Consider the following 17326-nt stretch of genomic DNA (forward strand, 5'->3'; position numbering starts at 1 on the left):
CGGGTTTCGCCCTGCATACATGACGGACATTTCATGTTGCTACATCTGCGCCCTCGCGGGTGAACCCGCGCCAACCAGGGCGTGCCCCCGCCGGAGCGGCTTCACCCGTGAAAGCCATCAATCAGGCAGGTGCTAGCCCAACGCCTCCACCACCTTGGCATCCAACCCGTCATGGCCGTGGTCAGTGATCCATTGGGTGAGCTGCCGGCGCATCGCTGGTGTCCAGAAGTTCTGGATATGCTGCCTCACACCTTGCACCGCCAGAGCCCGGTTCGGCTCGCTGTCGAAGTAGTGGGCGATCTGGTTGGCCATCTTGACCAGGTTTTCACTGCTCATCGGCGTACCTCGGCTTTTTCCGCACTACGGCGTTCCTTGAGCAGGCGCCGCTGCTCGTCGCTGAAGTCCTGGTACCGCTTCTGCCACTCTGAGGGGTGGAACACTTTGCTGACTTGCACCGCCGTGACCTTGTATTCCGGGCAGTTGGTGGCCCAGTCGGAATTGTCGGTGGTGATCACATTGGCGCCAGACTCAGGGAAGTGGAAGGTGGTGTACACCACCCCAGGTGCCACTCTTGCGCTGACCCTGGCACGCAGTACGGTCTGCCCCGCACGGCTGCCGATACCGACCCAGTCGCCCTCCTGGATACCCCGGCTTTCGGCGTCGCTGGGGTGTATTTCCAGCCGGTCGGCGTCATGCCAGGCGGTGTTAGCGGTACGTCTCGTCTGCGCGCCGACATTGTATTGGCTGAGGATCCGCCCGGTTGTCAGCAACAGCGGGAAGCGGCTGTTGATCTTCTCGTCGGTGGGCACATAACCGGTCAACATGAAGCGCCCCTTGCCGCGCACGAACTGGTCGATGTGCATGGTCGGAGTGCCATCGGGGGCGGTTTCGTTGCACGGCCATTGCAGGCTGCCGCGTCGATCGAGCTCGGCATAGCTCACGCGGTGGAAGCTTGGAGTCAGGCGGGCGATCTCGTCCATGATCTCGGCCGGGTGGCGGTAGTTCATCGGGTAGCCCAAGGCATTGGCCAGGGCCACCGTGGCCTGCCAGTCAGCCTTGCCTGCCAGCGGCTCCATCACCTTGCGTACGCGCGAGATGCGGCGCTCGGCGTTGGTGAACGTACCGTCTTTCTCAAGAAATGAGCTGCCCGGCAGGAACACGTGGGCGAACTTGGCCGTCTCGTTGAGGAAGATGTCCTGCACCACTACGCATTCCATCGCCATCAAGGCAGCGGTCACATGTTGGGTGTTGGGGTCGCTTTGGGCGATGTCTTCGCCTTGGCAGTACAACGCCTTGAAACTGCCGTCCAGCGCCGCTTCGAACATATTGGGGATACGCAAGCCCGGGTCAGGTTGCAGGGTCACGCCCCAAGCCTGCTCGAACTGGGCGCGCACACCTTCGTTGGAGATATGCCGATAACCGGGCAGCTCGTGGGGGAATGACCCCATGTCGCAGGAGCCCTGCACGTTGTTCTGCCCGCGCAGAGGGTTTACACCTACGCCTTCCCGGCCAATGTTGCCGGTGGCCATGGCCAGGTTGGCGATGCCCATCACCGCCGTACTGCCTTGGCTGTGCTCGGTCACACCCAAACCGTAGTAGATCGCGGCATTGCCGCCAGTGGCATACAACCGTGCAGCGGTGCGGATCTGCTCGGCAGGCACGCCGCACACAGCCGCAAGGGCCTCTGGAGCATTTTCTGGGAGGCTGACGAAATCGCGCCAGCGGGCGAAGTCCTCGGTCTCACAGCGCGAATCGATGAACTGCTGCGCCAACAAGCCCTCGGTGACTATCACATGAGCCAGGGCGTTGAGCATGGCCACGTTAGTGCCCGGGCGCAGTTGCAGGTGCAGCTCGGCACGGGCGTGGGGCGAGTCGACCAGGTCGATACGCCGCGGGTCGATGACGATCAGCCGCGCGCCCTGGCGCAGGCGACGCTTGAGCTGCGACCCGAATACCGGGTGGGCATCGGTGGGGTTTGCGCCAATCACCAGGATGACGTCGGCTTTCATCACCGAGTCGAAGCTTTGGGTACCCGCCGACTCGCCTAGGGTCTGCTTCAGGCCGTAGCCGGTTGGCGAATGGCAAACCCGGGCGCAGGTGTCGACGTTGTTGTTGCCGAAGGCGGTACGTACCAGCTTCTGCACTAGGTAGGCTTCTTCATTGGTGCAGCGGCTGGAGGTGATGCCACCGATGGAATCGCGCCCATACTTGAGCTGGATGCGGCGCAACTCGCTGGCGGCGTAAGCCACCGCTTCTTCCCAGCTCACCTCCTGCCACGGGTCTTGCAAGCGCTTGCGGATCATCGGTTTGGTGATGCGGTCTGGGTGGGTAGCGTAGCCCCAGGCGAAACGGCCCTTGACACAAGCGTGGCCATGGTTGGCGCCGCCGTTCTTGTCTGGGACCATGCGCACCAGTTGGTCGCCCTTCATTTCGGCTCGCAACGAGCAGCCAACGCCGCAATACGCGCAGGTAGTGACCACTGCACGCTCCGGCTGGCCAAGCTGCACCAAGGTCTTCTCAGTAAGCGTTGCCGTTGGGCAGGCCTGCACGCAGGCTCCGCACGAGACGCATTCAGAGTTCAGGAAGTTGTCGCCACCGGCTGCCGCCACGCGCGATTGGAAACCACGCCCAGTGATGGTCAGGGCGAAGGTACCCTGGATGTCTTCGCAGGCACGCACGCAGCGGCTGCAGACGATGCACTTGCTCGGCTCGTAGTCGAAATACGGGTTGGAAGTGTCTTTTTTGTCCGCCAGGTGGTTTTCACCGTCATAGCCATAGCGCACCTCGCGCAGGCCAACCTGCCCGGCGACGCTCTGCAGTTCACAGTTGCCGTTGGCTGAGCAGGTCAGGCAGTCCAACGGGTGGTCGGAGATGTACAGTTCCATCACGTTGCGCCGCAGGTCGGCCAGGCGTGAGGTTTGCGTGCGCACCACCATGCCTTCGGTAACCGGAGTGGTGCACGAGGCCGGGTAGCCACGCATGCCTTCGATTTCCACCATGCACATACGGCACGAGCCGAAGGCCTCGAGGCTGTCGGTGGCGCACAGTTTGGGAATGCTGGTGCCAAGCATGGCGGCGGCGCGCATCACTGAGGTGCCGGCCGGTACGCTGATGTTGCGCCCGTCGATGTTCAGGCTTACCTGCACGTCGCTGTCGCGAGCCGGGGTACCCAGATCGGTTTGCGGGTCGAAATGATTGATCATTGCGCGGCCTCCGTGGTGGTCAGCCCGAAATCGGCGGGGAAATACTTCAGCGCGCTGGCCACTGGGTAGGCGGTCATGCCGCCCATGGCGCACAGCGAGCCGTACTGCAGGGTGTCGCACAAGTCCCGCAGCAGCAGGGCATGGTCATGGCGCTCGGTCAGGTCGTCGCTGGCGATCAGCCGGTCGACGACTTCCATGCCCCGGGTGGAGCCGATTCGGCATGGCGTGCACTTGCCACATGATTCCTCGGCGCAGAACTGCAAAGCAAAGCGTGCCATGCTGGCCATGTTCAGGGTGTCGTCGGCCACCACTACGCCGCCGTGGCCAAGCATCGCCCCCATGGCGGCAAACGCCTCGTAATCGAGCGGAGTATCGAAATGCCCAGGCGGCACCCAAGCGCCAAGCGGCCCGCCGACCTGGGCGGCCTTGAGCGGCCGACCGCTGGCGGTACCACCACCATAGCCTTCGACCAACTCGCGCAGGGTCAGGCCAAAGGCCCGTTCCACCAGCCCACCGTGACGGATATTGCCGGCCAACTGGAAGGGCATGGTCCCCAGGGAGCGGCCCATGCCGAAATCTCGGTAGAATGCTGCGCCTTCGGCCAGGATGGTCGGCACCGAGGCCAGGGTAAGCACGTTGTGGACCAGGGTCGGCAAGCCAAACAACCCTTCCAGAGCAGGCAGCGGCGGTTTGGCACGCACGATGCCACGCTTGCCTTCGATCGATTCGAGCAGCGCCGTTTCTTCGCCGCAGATATAGGCACCAGCACCGACCCGTACCTGCAGGTCGAAGGCCTGGCCGCTGCCAGCCACATCGCTGCCCAGGTAACCGGCGTCACGGGCAATGGCCAGGGCCTGATTGAGCACCCGGATGGCGTCTGGGTATTCCGAGCGCACATAGATGTAGCCTTGGTCGGCCCCAACAGCGAGGCCTGCGATGATCATGCCTTCGATGAGTAGGAAGGGGTCCCCCTCCATCAGCATCCGGTCGGCAAAGGTGCCAGAATCGCCTTCATCGGCGTTGCACACCACGTACTTCTGCCCTGCCCTAGCGTCGCGCACGGTGCGCCATTTGATGCCAGCCGGGAACGCCGCCCCCCCGCGCCCGCGCAGCCCAGAATCGAGCACAGCTGCCACCACGGCGGCGCCATCGAGCGCCACCGCGTTTTCCAGGCCTTTGAAACCACCATGGGCACGGTAGTCGTCCAGCGACAGCGGGCGGGTGATGCCCGCACGCGCGAACAACAAGCGCTGTTGGGTTTTCAGGTAAGCGATGTCTTCGACCAGGCCCAGCGCTAACGGGTGGCCCTCAGCCTCCCCGACCAGCGCTTCGAGCAACGACGGCACGTCGGCCAGGCTGACCGGGCCGAAGCCTAGGCGCCCTTGTGGGCTTTCACACTCTACCAGCGGCTCCAGCCAGTACAGGCCGCGTGAACTGGTGCGCAGGATCTGGACCGGCAACTGGCGGCGCGCGGCTTCTGCCTCGATGGCCGCAGCAACCTGATCGGCACCGACCGCGCGCGCCACCGAATCACAGGGGATACACAACTTCAGCATGTTTCGCCCTCCAGGCAACCATCGACCAGCGCCCGCAGGCGATCGGGAGTGAGCCGCGCATGCACCTGGCCGTCGAGCTCCAGTGCCGGCGAACAAGCGCAGGCACCCAGGCAATACACCGGGCGCAGGCTTATCGCCCCATCGGCACTGGTACCATGGTCATCCAGCCCCAACTGATCTCGCAGTTGCGCAGCCAGCGCTTCGCTACCACGGCTTTGGCATGACTCGGCGCGGCATAGGCGCAAGGTGTGACGTGCAGGCGGCGTGGTGCGAAAGTCGTGATAGAACGAGATCACCCCGCGCACCTCGGCCAGGCTCAGGTTCAGGGCATGGGCAATTTCATCGATGGCGGCCTCTGGGATGAACCCCAAGGCTTGTTGGATGGCGTGCAGGATCGGCAACAGTGCACCGGGGGTGTCCTTGTCGCGGTCGAGGATGTTCTGGATTACCGGCAGGGGAAGCAATTGATCAGGCATACAGCGGACCTCGGCATCACGGACCCCGCCTGAATTGTTGTGGAGGGCAGGTGTCCAGCGTGTTCTGCTGCGGCACACCGGCCACGACACGGTGGCGTGGGCACGGGAGCCTCCTTGCCGATGGCCGTGCGTCTGCGCGCACTGGGCTCATGGGCATCCCTAAGCATGGCACTTATGGCGCCAGGGGTTTGCGCACGAACGACCAAGCGTATTCTGAAACCGACCTAGCCCTCGCTGGCCGGTAAAGGGCTGGGGCGATCAACGGGGCAGGGCTGATAAATCGGTTTTTTAGCGACCGCAGCCGCTTGGCCAAACCTAGCGCAATGATTTGTTAAGATTTTTTCGATTATTCGTTAACGCAATTTTCACGGCCCGCCCTCTAGCGTCTCAGCCTTCCCGGCAGCCCCTCTCAAGCTGCCGCCATGGTTCTACGAGGCACACGTGGCAAACACCGCATCTCCATCCGCGTCCAAACGCGTGGACTGGGCCGGCCTGGGCTGGCTCCTGCTGTTCTTCTGGTACTTCTCCGGCGTCACACAGGCACTGTTGCTCTTCAGTGGCACGACCGGCTTCGCCGGTTTCCGCGATGCCTTGTTCCTCAGCACCTTATGGTTCGTGCCTGTGCTGTTGTTGCCGCGCCTGACCCGAACCCTCGCCGCGATCATCGGCATAGTGCTGTGGGCGGCTTCGCTGGTCGGCTTGAGCTATTTCGGCATCTACCACCAGGAGTTTTCGCAGAGCGTGATCTTCGTGATGTTCGAATCGAACACCGCCGAAGCGGGCGAGTACTTCAGTCAGTATTTCAGCATTGCGCTGATGTTAGGCCTGCTGGCCTACACCGCAGGGGCCGTGCTGCTGTGGACACGCATACGCCCTGTCACCTTACCCCTGCACAGCCGTGTTCCAGCGGTGGTACTGGTGCTGGTGGTCAACCTGGTGCTGCCGTTCTACAAGCAACTGGTGACCCAGCAGCGCACCTTCGCCGACGCCGCCGAGAAGGTCCAGCAACGCATGGAGCCTGCCGTGCCCTGGCAATTGGTGGTCGGCTACCGCCAATACCTGCAGCAACTGAACAACATGCAAAACCTGCTGGCCCAGAACGCCGCCCTGCCCCCGCTGCAAAACCTCAAAGACGCCAGCGGCGACGCCCCACGCACATTGGTACTGGTGCTGGGTGAGTCAACCACCCGCGAGCACATGCACCTGTACGGCTACAACCGCGACACCACCCCCAACCTGGACGCCCTGGCTGCCTCCGACAAGAGCCTGACGGTGTTCCAGAACGTAGTTACCCCGCGGCCCTACACCATCGAAGTGATGCAGCAGATTCTCACCTTCGGCGACGAACAGCATCCTGACCGCTTCCTCACCGAGCCGTCGCTGATGAACCTGATGAAACAGGCAGGCTATAAAACCTTCTGGATCACCAACCAGCAGACCATGACCAAGCGCAACACCATGCTCACGACCTTCTCACAGCAGACGGACGAGCAGGTGTACTTGAACAACCAGCGCAACCAGAACGCCAGTCAGTATGACGAAGTGGTGTTGCCGCCCTTCGAAAAGGCCCTGCAGGACCCTGCCCCGAAGAAGTTCATCATCGTGCACCTACTGGGCACCCACATGGACTACCGCTATCGCTACCCGGACGCCTACAAGCACTTCACCGACCGCAAGGGCGCGCCGGCAGCGCTGACGGATGATCAGGTGCAAACCTACAACTTCTACGACAATGCAGTGCGCTACAACGACTTCGTGGTATCGAGCCTGATCAAGCAGTACTCGGCCAGCACACCTAATGGTTTCTTGATGTACCTGTCCGACCATGGTGAGGAGGTATACAGCTCCGGGGACCACGACCGCCTTGGGCGTAACGAAGGCGCGCCGACCCGGCCGATGTACACGGTGCCGTTCCTGCTGTGGACTTCACCCAGTTGGCAAGCCACGCACCCAAGAGACTTGAAGGCGATGGCCAATCGGCCGTACAGCAGCGCGCACTTGATCCATACCTTGTCGGACTTGGCGGGGCTGAGCTATGACAACTACGAGCCGTCCAAGAGCCTGGTCAATGCACAGTTTGCCGTGGCACCTCGCTGGATTGGCGACCCGTACCGCAAGGGCGGGCTGCATGAGTTCGACCTGTTGCCTCTGGACAAGCCAGACCATGCCCAGGAGACTGCCGCCACCACGCCGCAGTAGCGCTGCACCCAGGGCGACGACAAGGCCGATGGCGAGATCACCTACCCCGCCATCGGCCTTTTTCATGCCAGTCACCATCGCGCGTGGATGACACAATCTTCATCCCTGGATGATCACTCGAACCAAGCCAGCCGCTTTACTTGAAGCAATCAGCGCTTGCACCAACAGCCGGGACATAAATCATGGGCGAACTCGAAACTCTCAATCGCAGCCTTTTCATGCTGATAAACGCTGGCGGCGACACGCCGCACTGGCTGATTCAGTGTGCCATTGGCATAGCCGCTGGCCTGATCTACCTACTTCCGTTGTTGCTGGTGGGTTTCTGGTTATGGGGCAATCCAGCAGAACGCAGGCTGATGCTCAAAGCAGCGCTGGTGACCGTAATCGCATTGCTCGCCAACCAGCTGATCTGGGCAGTCTGGCCCCATCCCAGGCCGTTCGTGATTGGGCTGGGGCACACTTGGATGATGCATGCCCCGGACTCATCGTTCCCAAGCGACCATATGACCGTGTTCGCCTGCATCGGATTGACCCTGCTGCTCGATGGCCTATCAGGCTGGGGGGTGATCATCCTGTTGACTGGGCTGAGCGTAGCCTGGGCACGGGTGTTCCTGGGCGTGCACTTTCCGCTCGACATGCTGGGCGCGATGCTGGTTTCGCTTCTGGCCTATGCTGGGCTTTCGCCAGTTTGGCGACGGGTCGGCTTGCTCACTACTGACTGGGTAGTGCGGCTTTATCGCGGCTTGTTGGCCAAGCCGATACGTGCGGGCTGGCTGCGCAATTGAAGCTGAACATCAGCGCTCATTCGAACATGATGACGCTCTGGGCAATGGCCACCCTTACGTCGGCAGTTCTAAGAGCATTACAAACCGCAATGGCGGTGACGTAACGCGTCTGAACGAAAAACCTGATCCTTGAAGGCAAAAGGATCAGGTTAACGATGACTTACAGGCCAAGCTCAGTCAGGCCTGGGTGATCATCCGGACGGCGGCCCAGTGGCCAGTGGAATTTACGCTCGCTTTCTTTGATCGGCATGTCATTGATGCAGGCGAAGCGACGATGCATCAGACCGTCCGCTTCAAATTCCCAGTTCTCGTTACCGTAAGAACGGAACCAGTTACCGGAATCATCATGCCACTCGTACGCGTAACGGACTGCAATCCGATTGTCTGTAAAAGCCCAGAGCTCTTTGATCAAGCGATAATCCAGCTCTTTTTTCCACTTACGGGTGAGGAAACTTTTGGCCTCTTCACGGTTGGTAGCGAACTCAGCGCGGTTACGCCATTGGGTATTCAGCGTGTAGGCGAGCGAGACTTTTTCCGCGTCGCGGCTGTTCCAGCCATCTTCAGCAAGTCGAACTTTTGCAATCGCTGTTTCGCGAGTGAAAGGAGGAAGTGGCGGGCGAGTTTGGGCATTGGACATCGTGGCGACTCCAGTCTAGTTGGATGAATTAATGTGGGTAGTGCCTCTGAAGCTCAAGCTTTAGGAACAAGCTCTTTCAGCAACATCTGTGCAACTTCCTTTGCATTATCAGCCGCGTGATAATCACCCATGACGCGCGCCGTGGTGATTGCGCCTTCCATCAAGATAAACAACTGCCTGGCCAACACGAGCGGTTGAGCGGCGTTCAATTGCTCAGTAAGTTCAAGGGTATAGTCCAAGAGCTTCTGCTTGTGCAGCTTTGCGATCTGCCGAATGGGGCTATCGGGGTCGCCTACTTCACCTGCCGTATTAATGAACGCACAGCCGCGAAAACCCTCCGTCTCGAACCAACCCTTCAAGACAGTGAACATGCTCAGGATGCGATCGTACGGCGTTGCTGCTTTGTCGCATTCAGTCCGGAACCAGCTCATCCAGCGTACGTCGCGGGCGTTAAGAGCCGCTGCTGCGACATCATCTTTGGTCGCGAAGTGGTTATAGATACCCTTCCTGGATACGCCTGAAGTTTTCACCAGGAGGTCCATGCCCGTGGCATGAATCCCATTTTCGTAAATGAGTTTCTCGGCGGTGGCTAGGATCTGGGCTCTGTGATCTATCGTTGGTCTGCTCATGGATTCAATGTAGAACGATCGTTCTCTCACGTCAATGGCCATAGGGGAATTCTTCAATTCAAGGTGGGCGCCTTTCGATAGACAGCGTTGGGGGAGTCGCCACGACAGCGCTCCTGGCTAGGGCGAGGCCTGCAATAAGGATGGCCATTTCATTCTCTTGTCGCTTGGCCAACGCTGGCGCTAGCTGCTTGCGGGCGGACACTTGGGCTTCTCGGAAAACTGGGCGCCCGATTTTCGTTGAAGCGGATCTGGACGGTGTAGCTGAGCGTCCCATCGGCTTCTCTCCCTGCTCTGTTGGTTGCCATGATTTTCGTTGGTACAAGCGTGATTGACGCTGGCACAACCCACCACTGTGAGGCCAAAACGCTCACAACCGCCAAAAAAGGCACAAACCGGTAGCGGCCGGCAGCTTCGGGTCGATAGCGGCCATTCGCGACTGGCTGGTTCCGACCCTTAGCGATCAGTCGCGGAGGACAGCAATCGGCCAACAGCAGTCATAGATGCCGAAAAGCTAGGCTACCCTACGCGTCATTCAGCGCCGAGCTAGACTGAGCCCAGTATTCTGAATCGCTAATGATGGTTCCCATGAAACACTGGCTTCCCCTGCTGCTCACCCTGCCTCTGTCGCACACTCAAGCTGCGGGACCTGCCTTCAACTGCACTCAGGTCGAGGCCGGCAGCATCGAACAACAGATCTGCCAGAGCGAACCGCTCTCGGCGCTGGACCGGAAAATGGCCGAGGTCTACACAGCCGCGCAGAAGAAGGCCGGCAATGAACATCCGCCGATGCTCATGACCGAGCAGCGGGGCTGGATCAAAGGCCGCAACGATTGCTGGAAAAGCGCGGACCAGCCCGCCTGCATCGCCGACAGCTACCGCCTGCGCATCGCCGCACTGCAGGCGCGCTACGGGCTGGTCGAGGCCACCGGGCCGGTTTTCTACCAGTGTGACGGCAACCCGGCCAAGGAGGTGGTTGCCAGGTTCTTCCGCACCGAGCCGCCCACGGCCATCGTCGAGTTCGGTGACCGCAGTTCGCTGATGTACCTAGAACATACCGCAAGCGGCGCGCGCTACCAGGGACAAAATGAGAGTTTATGGGAGCGACATGGCGAGGCCATCGTGGTGTGGGGGTATCAGGGGCGGGAAATGCACTGCACCAAGCGTTGAAAGCCGCCGTTATGACCCATTTCAGGAATTCTCCAGGGGTAGCTATCGGCCAATATCGAACTTCGATGTGGTCCGCCACGAAGTCATCATCCAGAACACCAGCGCGCCCTGCTTCGTTAAAGCTGCATTACGGCGAGCGCCCTGCGCAGAGGCTCGTCGGATATTTGGATAGGACCGTGAAATGGCACGTCCATATCCAATACCAGATACACGGAAGCCGCGATAAGCATAGAAGAAACGACGAACATTCCTATCACCATTGAATTACGTGGCGCTCGGTATCCAAAACTGGCGAAAATGAGCGTCAACCAAGTAACAAGCATCCCAATGAGTGGGCCGGGAATTGCCCCCTCTGACTGCTCGACGATCCTCCAACGTTGCTCTATAAGCGAATGATATTGCTGACGAATATCCTGAAGCATAGTTTCATGGTAGCGGTCTTGCGGCTTTATGGCAGCCAAAGACTTTCCTATGTCATCCAGGTATTTAGCTGCCTCGCTGTTACGATGTTGCAGCGCCTCGTCCCCCCGGTACGGGGTCTTAATAGCGTGCTCTAGATAGGTGACCAGTCGGTTGCGGGTGTCTTGTGCCGAATCGCCATAGCCCCGCAGTGTCCGATCAAATATGATCATGCTGGTTGCATACCCATGAAAGTTCGCGTCAATCGACTCGAAGGTATTTTTGGCAGAGTTGATCATCAATCCAAAGACCAGCGATGTCATAACCACAAAAATATTAGCTACCAGGCGAATTACTGTATTTGTGTCTTCATCTCTATGGTGGGATGCCAGCTTAGGGTACCACTGCATCATGAGAAGCGAGGCGGCAACCAAGCACCCAAAAATGGCCACTGCGATCCAGAGAGAATTCATGCATCAACGCCTCGATTAATCTGACTCAAGTCTTAGAAGATAGACCGTGACCGACCACTTTGGGTCCAAAGCAGCCGGTCGAAAGCGTCTGCTATCGACCCAAAGCTGTCCTTCGCGAAGGACGGCTGTAGGCCAAAGGCATGCGTTCGATTTTTGCTAGGTCATATCGAGTGCTACTTATCTGAATGAGGATGTACGCTATCGATTACTCTGAGTCAAAGAGTGCCGTGGTGGGGATTTGCCAAGCAGGCTTCTTTTCACCTTGACGGTCGAAAGCGCGACGCGCTTCGCGGAATTCCTCAGCGTTTTCGACCACCCACATCCAAATGGGGGACATCCGAACCAACAGCTCCATACCCAGCGGCGTCAGCTCGTATTCGACGCGCGGCGGAATTTCCTCGAACTCTCGTCGAAGCAGTAATCCATCCCGCTCCATGGCGCGCAGCGTCTTGGTGAGCATTCGCTGGGTCACCCCAGTCATCTGTCTTTTTATCTCGGCGTGGCGCATCGTGCCGTACACGCCCAAGGCATGTAGGATGCCCAATGACCATCGGCTACCTGCGTGAGCGAGGACTTCCCGCCTGACGCCATCATCGTCTTCTCGGAGCGTTTGGCAGATGGCTTCTGCCTGGCTCAGAGCCTCTTGGTTGGTCATTTATTCCTCCTAGGTATCACGCGTGTGCCTTCTTACGAGTACTGCCTGATCATGCCAGCATTTGCTTATGTTATAGGCATCACGCCTCAGGAGGAATCATGACCGAAACAACCCCACTTGCCCCTCAATCCATTCTTGTTCTCGGCGCCGGGGAACTTGGTCTCCCGGTTTTGCGCAATCTCGCGCGAGTGGCAAAACGCGCCCCCGGTTCCCAAATCAGCGTTCTTCTCCGAGAGTCGACCATTAACACCCAGATACCGGAGAAAAAGATCGAAATCGATGAGCTTCGCGGGCTGGGCATTCAGATGGTGGCAGCCGACCTGGTTAACGATTCAATTGAACAGTTAGCTGAAGTGTTCGCCCGGTTCGATACCGTCATAGGCTGTGCCGGTATGGTCGCGGGTCGAGAAACCCCCATGAAACTGGCAACCGCAGCGCTAAGGTCGGGAGTGAAGCGCTATTTCCCGTGGCAGTTTGGCGTGGACTTCGAAGTGATCGGTCGGGGCAGCCCCCAAGATCTTTTCGATTCTCAACTCGATGTACGCGAGGCGCTTCGTGCGCAAGACAAAACTGAATGGGTCATTATCTCGACGGGCATGTTCACCAGCTTCCTTTTCGAGCCCGTATTTGAGGTCGTCGACTTCGACAATGACACCGTTAACGCTCTCGGCAGTCTTGAGAACAGCGTGACGCTCACCACACCAGACGACATCGGCGCTCTCACGGCGGAAATCGTCTTCTTCGAACCTCGCTTCCGCAACGAGATTGTCTATCTCTCAGGCGACACGGTGTCGTATGGACAAGTCGCGAACATCCTCGAACATGCGCTGGGTCGTCCGTTCAAAACCAACGTGTGGACTGTTCCTTTCCTGATGGATGAGCTGAGAAAAGACCCTACCCATCACATCAAAAAGTACCGTGCTGTGTTCGCACAGGGCAGAGGTGTGGCATGGCCTAAATCGGGAACCTTCAACGAACAGCATTCGATTCCAGTAACCACCGCTGAGCAATGGGCTCGAGCGAACCTTGGGGGCAAGTGAGCGCGACGACAGATAGCTGACTTGTCGAGAAATTCCTAGGCTCGACAGTGGACGCTGATAACTAGGTTGAGTGTTTAGAGGGCGACAAGCTGTCTAGACTTCAGCGTAGGACCTCAGTGTCCGCAAAGGGTCGGTTAGCGACCGTCCATCGCATCGAGTTCACCCTTGTCCTCCTCTAACGCGGAGGAGACCTCATGAAAATCGCTGCTATCTACACCCATCGCCCGTGGAACAAGGGAAAGCTAGTCGGGCAGAAAGCCCCGCTCCGACTCAGAGATATCTGGCCCATCCGGGTAAGGCTCCAGATCGCGGAGACATCCAGGGATCTGGCGTTGTTCAACTTGGCAATCGACAGTAAGCTGCGAGCCTGCGACTTAACCAAGCTTCGTGTACGGGACGTAGCCCATGGAGAGCATGTGTCGTCACGAGCGATCGTGATGCAGCAGAAAACTCACCATCCAGTGCAATTTGAGATCACCGAGCAAACCCGTATGGCTTTGGAAGCCTGGATGCACCAGGCTAATCTCCGTAGCGAGGACTGTCTATTTCCGAGTCGGCTACACGGTTCAGCTCATCTCTCCACCAGGCAATACGCTCGAATAGTGAAAGCCTGGGTGACAGCCATTGGCCTTGATCCAGCGCTGTACGGCACCCACACGCTGCGGCGAACAAAGGCCTCGTTGATCTATCGTAGAACCAAGAATCTGAGGGCAGTCCAACTTTTGCTTGGCCATACGAAGCTTGAAAGCACCGTCAGATATCTGGGGATTGAGGTCGACGATGCCTTGGAGATGGCAGAGCAGACGGAGGTCTGACCATCCAAAGCGACGGTCGAGGGCAGACCGTCGCTAACCGATCCATGGCGGACCATCACCCTCGCCCCTTATCGACCTCAAGCAACGCCGCGATAATGAACGGCGCCTTTTTCTCCAGATACTCGGCCATTCCGCTGATATTGGTGGCTTCCAGTTCCATCTTGAGATCTTGATATCGCTGCCGAAGGGAGGCGTCGCTCCTGAGCAAATCTCTGAACGTCAGCATCTGGATAACTGAATGGTGACCACGCCTGCAAATGTGAATCTTGTGGGTCCGTATCGCGCCAACATTGCGGCGGTAGAAGTGGTGTCCTTCCGACAGGTCACTGCCGCGCACATACCCCAGCGTCAGCAACACCTCGTCTCGCGCTGCCTCATTGCGATGCGCTGAAACCTCTATCAGCACATCGATCTCAGGCTTGGCCGCAAGTTGCGGGACAGCCGTGCTGCCTACATGGTGCATGGCGACAAGCTCATCGCCGAATGCCGAGGCAAGCAGCACTTTGTCCGCCTCGTACCGTTGCGGCCATGCAGAGTTGTAGGCCGTGATCTTGCTGGTCAGCGCCATGGGGTTTCCTTGGACAAGTGAAAACGTTCTGATGCGACTTCACGACAGGCGCCTGCCGCCAATCGAGCGCGATCTAACATCTAATGCCCTTGCACAACCTGATCAGGACGCATGCCCATGCTCGCGAGAAAAGCATCGGTATCCCGATTGGACCGCAGGCAGATGACGCGACAGCCCGACGGGACCGTCGCCACGAATCGCTTCATCGCCTCCCGAGACGAGGTTTTCGTTCGCCACATGAACCTGAAAAACTCCGGCAGGTTGGCCAGCAGCTCCGGACAGTTGTCCGGCAAGTCAGGCCGGGATTGACCGCGGTTCAACACCGTTCTGAGGAACACGCGCCAAAATCGAAGCGGTGCTGAGCGATCAATCCATATCAACATGTCAGCGCGAGCCAGCCGGTTATGCCATGTGGTCGAATGCCCGCCTTCGAAGATCCAGCGCTCACGGACCTCGACCTCATGACAAAGACGCGTCTTCTCGTCCCGACTCCGCTCGACCCACCCTGGCTGCCAATGAATCGTGTCGATATGCACGACCGGCAAGCCTGTGCGCTCGCCAAGCTTGCGCGCCAGGGTACTTTTCCCAGATCCTGGCTGACCAATGATCATCACCCGCTGCATAGAAGCTCCCTCTCGACATGCCTACTGAATTTCGGGCGCGCGATTCTACGGCAATGGGCGACGCGGTCAACTGCAAGCGCACTCGTGCTCTGGGCGGCCGTTGTTACGGGACAGGCCCACCTCAATGTTCGTCACAGACTGCGTTCAGGCTAAGAACGGTGGTTGGCGTTTGGCAAAGAGGCCTGTTCCGGTCGAAAGCGGTCGGGCGCGAGTGACAGCAAACGACCCATGGCGGACGTTCAGCGATAAGATCTCCTCATCACACGCTGCCCAATTCTGCCCGGCCATAAAATCGGCAAAAGACAGGTTGCTGGTTACAGGATGACTAAGGCCATTCGGTGTATTGATATACGCTTTCAATGCATGTCGCTCGCTGCGTAATACACTCACCGCGCCAATGAAACCTATAGACTCCAGTTGCCGTTCCAACAGACGGGGATCCGGTAAAGCACTTTCCAAGTATTCCAATTCGCAGCCTTGATCACCGAGACTCTGAGCTGGATGCTCCGATTCGCCCCAATCGATCAAGCTCGGGACTGCCCCATTCAGAGGTAGATGCCCATCAGGCTGAATAGTTATTTTCCACGAAAGTGCTTCCCTGCTCATCGGTTCAATCTCGCCAACAACATCTCGGCGTGCTCCGTCTGCGGTATCCAGATGCTCTGTACGCGCGACCCAGTGGGCTAGATATGGCGACGCTTGCTCGCTCAGTCCATCCAGACCTAACCACCTAGCCCTCGTAGGCAACGGCGCCTTGCTGTCCGGAGCTATCACTTCAAGATATAAAGACTCTCCTAACCGCAGCAGCAGGTTGTGAGTGCTCATGCGCGGATGCTCACCACCTGTCTGCAACCGTACTCCAAGCTGACGCTCAACAAATTGCGATCCCGAAGGGAGGGTCGGTGAAACAATGACCAGATGATGCAAGGTTGAACGCCTCAGGGTCTTTTATCTCCCTAATCAGAAAACCTCGTTTGTTGCATGCTCTTCATCCGGCTCTCTCGATCTTAATTCCACTTACCCAAGCTCGATCAGTTCACGCGACAACGGCGAATACAGAGGTGCCGAGTATTCAGCCGATCTGTGCCAGACACTCCGTCATGGCCAGGGACAGCACCGACCCCAGGTGCGCCAGATCATTACCGGCCGTCTGCGGTCTGATGCCTCCATCTACGGGACTCATCCGCCAGAGCGCGTAATCCACCAGCACCTGCTGGCAGATTTCGGAATCAACCTTATCGCGCAAGGAACAGCGAGCTCGGTCTCTCGTCGCTTCGCCCAGGCCCGGGCGGCCTGCTTGCGGGCGAATGTCTGAGCTTCTTGATAAACTATGACACCCTTTTTCTTCGGACGGATCTGGACGCAGTAATTGAGCGTCCCATCGGCCTTTTTCCTTGCTCTAATCGTTGCCACGATTTCGGTGGTACAAGCGTGGTTGGCGGTGGTACATACCCCAATGCCAGGCCAAAACGCTCAAAACCCCCAAAAACGGCACCAAAATGCGTAGACCAGAATGCCCCTAGAATCAGCTTCAAAGCCACAAACCATGCCGCCTGAACCGTCACGCCGCTTCAGCGTTGCCCCGATGATGGATTGGGACGGTACTACTCAGAGGCCTTAATCCACGGTGGCTTTAATGCACCACTCTACAATCCGTACCAATTTTGTACCAACCACCCTCGCGTTGACGGCCACAAAAAAGCCCAGCTCTCGGCTGGGCTTCTCAAAGTACCTCTATGCAGCTTCCATCACCGCCTGGCGAGCTAGATCCACGCCCCAAGCCAGCGCAGTACTCATCGTCTCCCCTGGCCGATTGTCAAATGACTCTTCGTGAATGACGTTGCCACGCGGCGAATACACGCCTATGAATAGCTGCGTACTGCCAGTTCGAGATAGACGTACTTGAACGTCGATGGATGTCCCGTCGTCCAGCACTTCTACGTGATCACGGTGATGCAAAATCGGGTCAGCCCAATCCCAAAAGACCTCGCCTCGAGTTCTCATAAGGCCTCCTTCGGCCTGCGATTCCTTCCCATAGTGATCCCACCATAGACCCATGGCGCCGGCTGCCCAATAGCGGGTGCGACACTTCCTGATCGAC

17 protein-coding genes and 1 pseudogene are annotated in these 17326 nt (G+C 58.6%); 5 read left to right on the top strand and 13 right to left on the bottom strand.

All coding sequences use genetic code 11. The features are described from left to right. Positions 1-132: 132 nt before the first annotated feature. The 4 genes from J5M56_RS02120 to J5M56_RS02135 are packed head-to-tail and all read right to left on the bottom strand — an operon-like array spanning position 133 to position 5235. Positions 133-336 carry a formate dehydrogenase subunit delta gene (locus J5M56_RS02120; RefSeq protein ID WP_186476754.1) on the bottom strand — a complete coding sequence of 68 codons (204 nt, stop codon included), beginning with the start codon at positions 334-336 and terminating at the stop codon, positions 133-135. Then, on the bottom strand, positions 333-3203 hold the full coding sequence (gene fdhF / locus J5M56_RS02125) for a formate dehydrogenase subunit alpha (RefSeq protein WP_207869367.1): 2871 nt from the start codon (positions 3201-3203) through the stop codon (positions 333-335). The genes J5M56_RS02120 and fdhF overlap by 4 nt, the downstream gene beginning before the upstream one ends. Continuing rightward, entirely contained in the window at positions 3200-4759 is a 1560-nt protein-coding gene (locus J5M56_RS02130) for a formate dehydrogenase beta subunit (RefSeq protein ID WP_186476752.1), read from the bottom strand. The genes fdhF and J5M56_RS02130 overlap by 4 nt, the downstream gene beginning before the upstream one ends. Beyond that, positions 4753-5235 (bottom strand): formate dehydrogenase subunit gamma, encoded by a 483-nt coding sequence (locus J5M56_RS02135; RefSeq protein WP_186476751.1) that lies wholly within the window; start codon positions 5233-5235, stop codon positions 4753-4755. Before J5M56_RS02135 ends, J5M56_RS02130 begins: the two co-directional genes overlap by 7 nt. A 441-nt stretch (positions 5236-5676) precedes the next feature. Here J5M56_RS02135 and J5M56_RS02140 point away from each other — a divergent pair, with 441 nt between their 5' ends. Further along, the gene (locus J5M56_RS02140; protein ID WP_207869369.1) at positions 5677-7434 is read left to right on the top strand and encodes a phosphoethanolamine transferase CptA; all 1758 of its coding nucleotides are present in this window, start codon (positions 5677-5679) and stop codon (positions 7432-7434) included. Between the two features lie 182 nt (positions 7435-7616). Next, on the top strand, positions 7617-8219 hold the full coding sequence (locus J5M56_RS02145) for a phosphatase PAP2 family protein (RefSeq protein ID WP_060476744.1): 603 nt from the start codon (positions 7617-7619) through the stop codon (positions 8217-8219). 160 nt (positions 8220-8379) lie between these two features. On the opposite strand, the gene J5M56_RS02150 is transcribed toward J5M56_RS02145, so the two are convergent. Continuing rightward, positions 8380-8856, bottom strand: coding sequence for a nuclear transport factor 2 family protein (locus J5M56_RS02150; RefSeq protein WP_207869371.1), 477 nt, complete (start codon positions 8854-8856; stop codon positions 8380-8382). 53 nt (positions 8857-8909) lie between these two features. Beyond that, positions 8910-9485 carry a TetR family transcriptional regulator gene (locus J5M56_RS02155; RefSeq protein ID WP_186476904.1) on the bottom strand — a complete coding sequence of 192 codons (576 nt, stop codon included), beginning with the start codon at positions 9483-9485 and terminating at the stop codon, positions 8910-8912. A 573-nt stretch (positions 9486-10058) separates the two neighbouring features. Between J5M56_RS02155 and J5M56_RS02160 the strand changes: the two genes are divergently transcribed. Further along, the gene (locus J5M56_RS02160; protein ID WP_243430410.1) at positions 10059-10652 is read left to right on the top strand and encodes an MliC family protein; all 594 of its coding nucleotides are present in this window, start codon (positions 10059-10061) and stop codon (positions 10650-10652) included. A 116-nt stretch (positions 10653-10768) separates the two neighbouring features. Here the strand turns inward: J5M56_RS02160 and J5M56_RS02165 are convergent, their stop codons facing one another. Then, the gene (locus tag J5M56_RS02165; RefSeq protein ID WP_207869373.1) at positions 10769-11524 is read right to left on the bottom strand and encodes a hypothetical protein; all 756 of its coding nucleotides are present in this window, start codon (positions 11522-11524) and stop codon (positions 10769-10771) included. Between the two features lie 205 nt (positions 11525-11729). After that, positions 11730-12179, bottom strand: a complete 450-nt coding sequence (locus tag J5M56_RS02170) for a helix-turn-helix domain-containing protein (protein ID WP_207869375.1) — start codon at positions 12177-12179, stop codon at positions 11730-11732. 98 nt (positions 12180-12277) lie between these two features. On the opposite strand from J5M56_RS02170, the gene J5M56_RS02175 reads away from it, so the two are divergent. Together J5M56_RS02175 and J5M56_RS02180 are read left to right on the top strand one after the other, a co-directional pair. Then, positions 12278-13219: an aromatic alcohol reductase gene (locus J5M56_RS02175; RefSeq protein ID WP_207869377.1), complete on the top strand. Its 942-nt coding sequence runs from the start codon at positions 12278-12280 to the stop codon at positions 13217-13219. A gap of 194 nt (positions 13220-13413) precedes the next feature. After that, a complete protein-coding gene (locus J5M56_RS02180; protein WP_207869382.1) occupies positions 13414-14034 on the top strand; it encodes a tyrosine-type recombinase/integrase in 621 nt (206 codons plus the stop codon). 55 nt (positions 14035-14089) lie between these two features. Here the strand turns inward: J5M56_RS02180 and J5M56_RS02185 are convergent, their stop codons facing one another. The 5 genes and pseudogenes from J5M56_RS02185 to J5M56_RS26660 all read right to left on the bottom strand — a co-directional run bounded on the left by J5M56_RS02185 (position 14090) and on the right by J5M56_RS26660 (position 17229). Next, the gene (locus J5M56_RS02185) at positions 14090-14602 is read right to left on the bottom strand and encodes a GrpB family protein (protein WP_207869384.1); all 513 of its coding nucleotides are present in this window, start codon (positions 14600-14602) and stop codon (positions 14090-14092) included. An 80-nt stretch (positions 14603-14682) separates the two neighbouring features. Then, on the bottom strand, positions 14683-15225 hold the full coding sequence (locus J5M56_RS02190) for an AAA family ATPase (protein ID WP_207869386.1): 543 nt from the start codon (positions 15223-15225) through the stop codon (positions 14683-14685). 144 nt (positions 15226-15369) lie between these two features. Next, positions 15370-16152 (bottom strand): VOC family protein, encoded by a 783-nt coding sequence (locus tag J5M56_RS02195; protein ID WP_243430412.1) that lies wholly within the window; start codon positions 16150-16152, stop codon positions 15370-15372. A 175-nt stretch (positions 16153-16327) separates the two neighbouring features. Continuing rightward, positions 16328-16638, bottom strand: a pseudogene (locus J5M56_RS26655) (site-specific integrase); the annotation flags it as partial. Between the two features lie 321 nt (positions 16639-16959). Further along, positions 16960-17229 carry a hypothetical protein gene (locus J5M56_RS26660; protein ID WP_243430414.1) on the bottom strand — a complete coding sequence of 90 codons (270 nt, stop codon included), beginning with the start codon at positions 17227-17229 and terminating at the stop codon, positions 16960-16962. Positions 17230-17326: the final 97 nt, after the last annotated feature.

This window comes from Pseudomonas sp. 51_B (assembly GCF_017491595.1).
Classification (GTDB): domain Bacteria; phylum Pseudomonadota; class Gammaproteobacteria; order Pseudomonadales; family Pseudomonadaceae; genus Aquipseudomonas; species Aquipseudomonas promysalinigenes.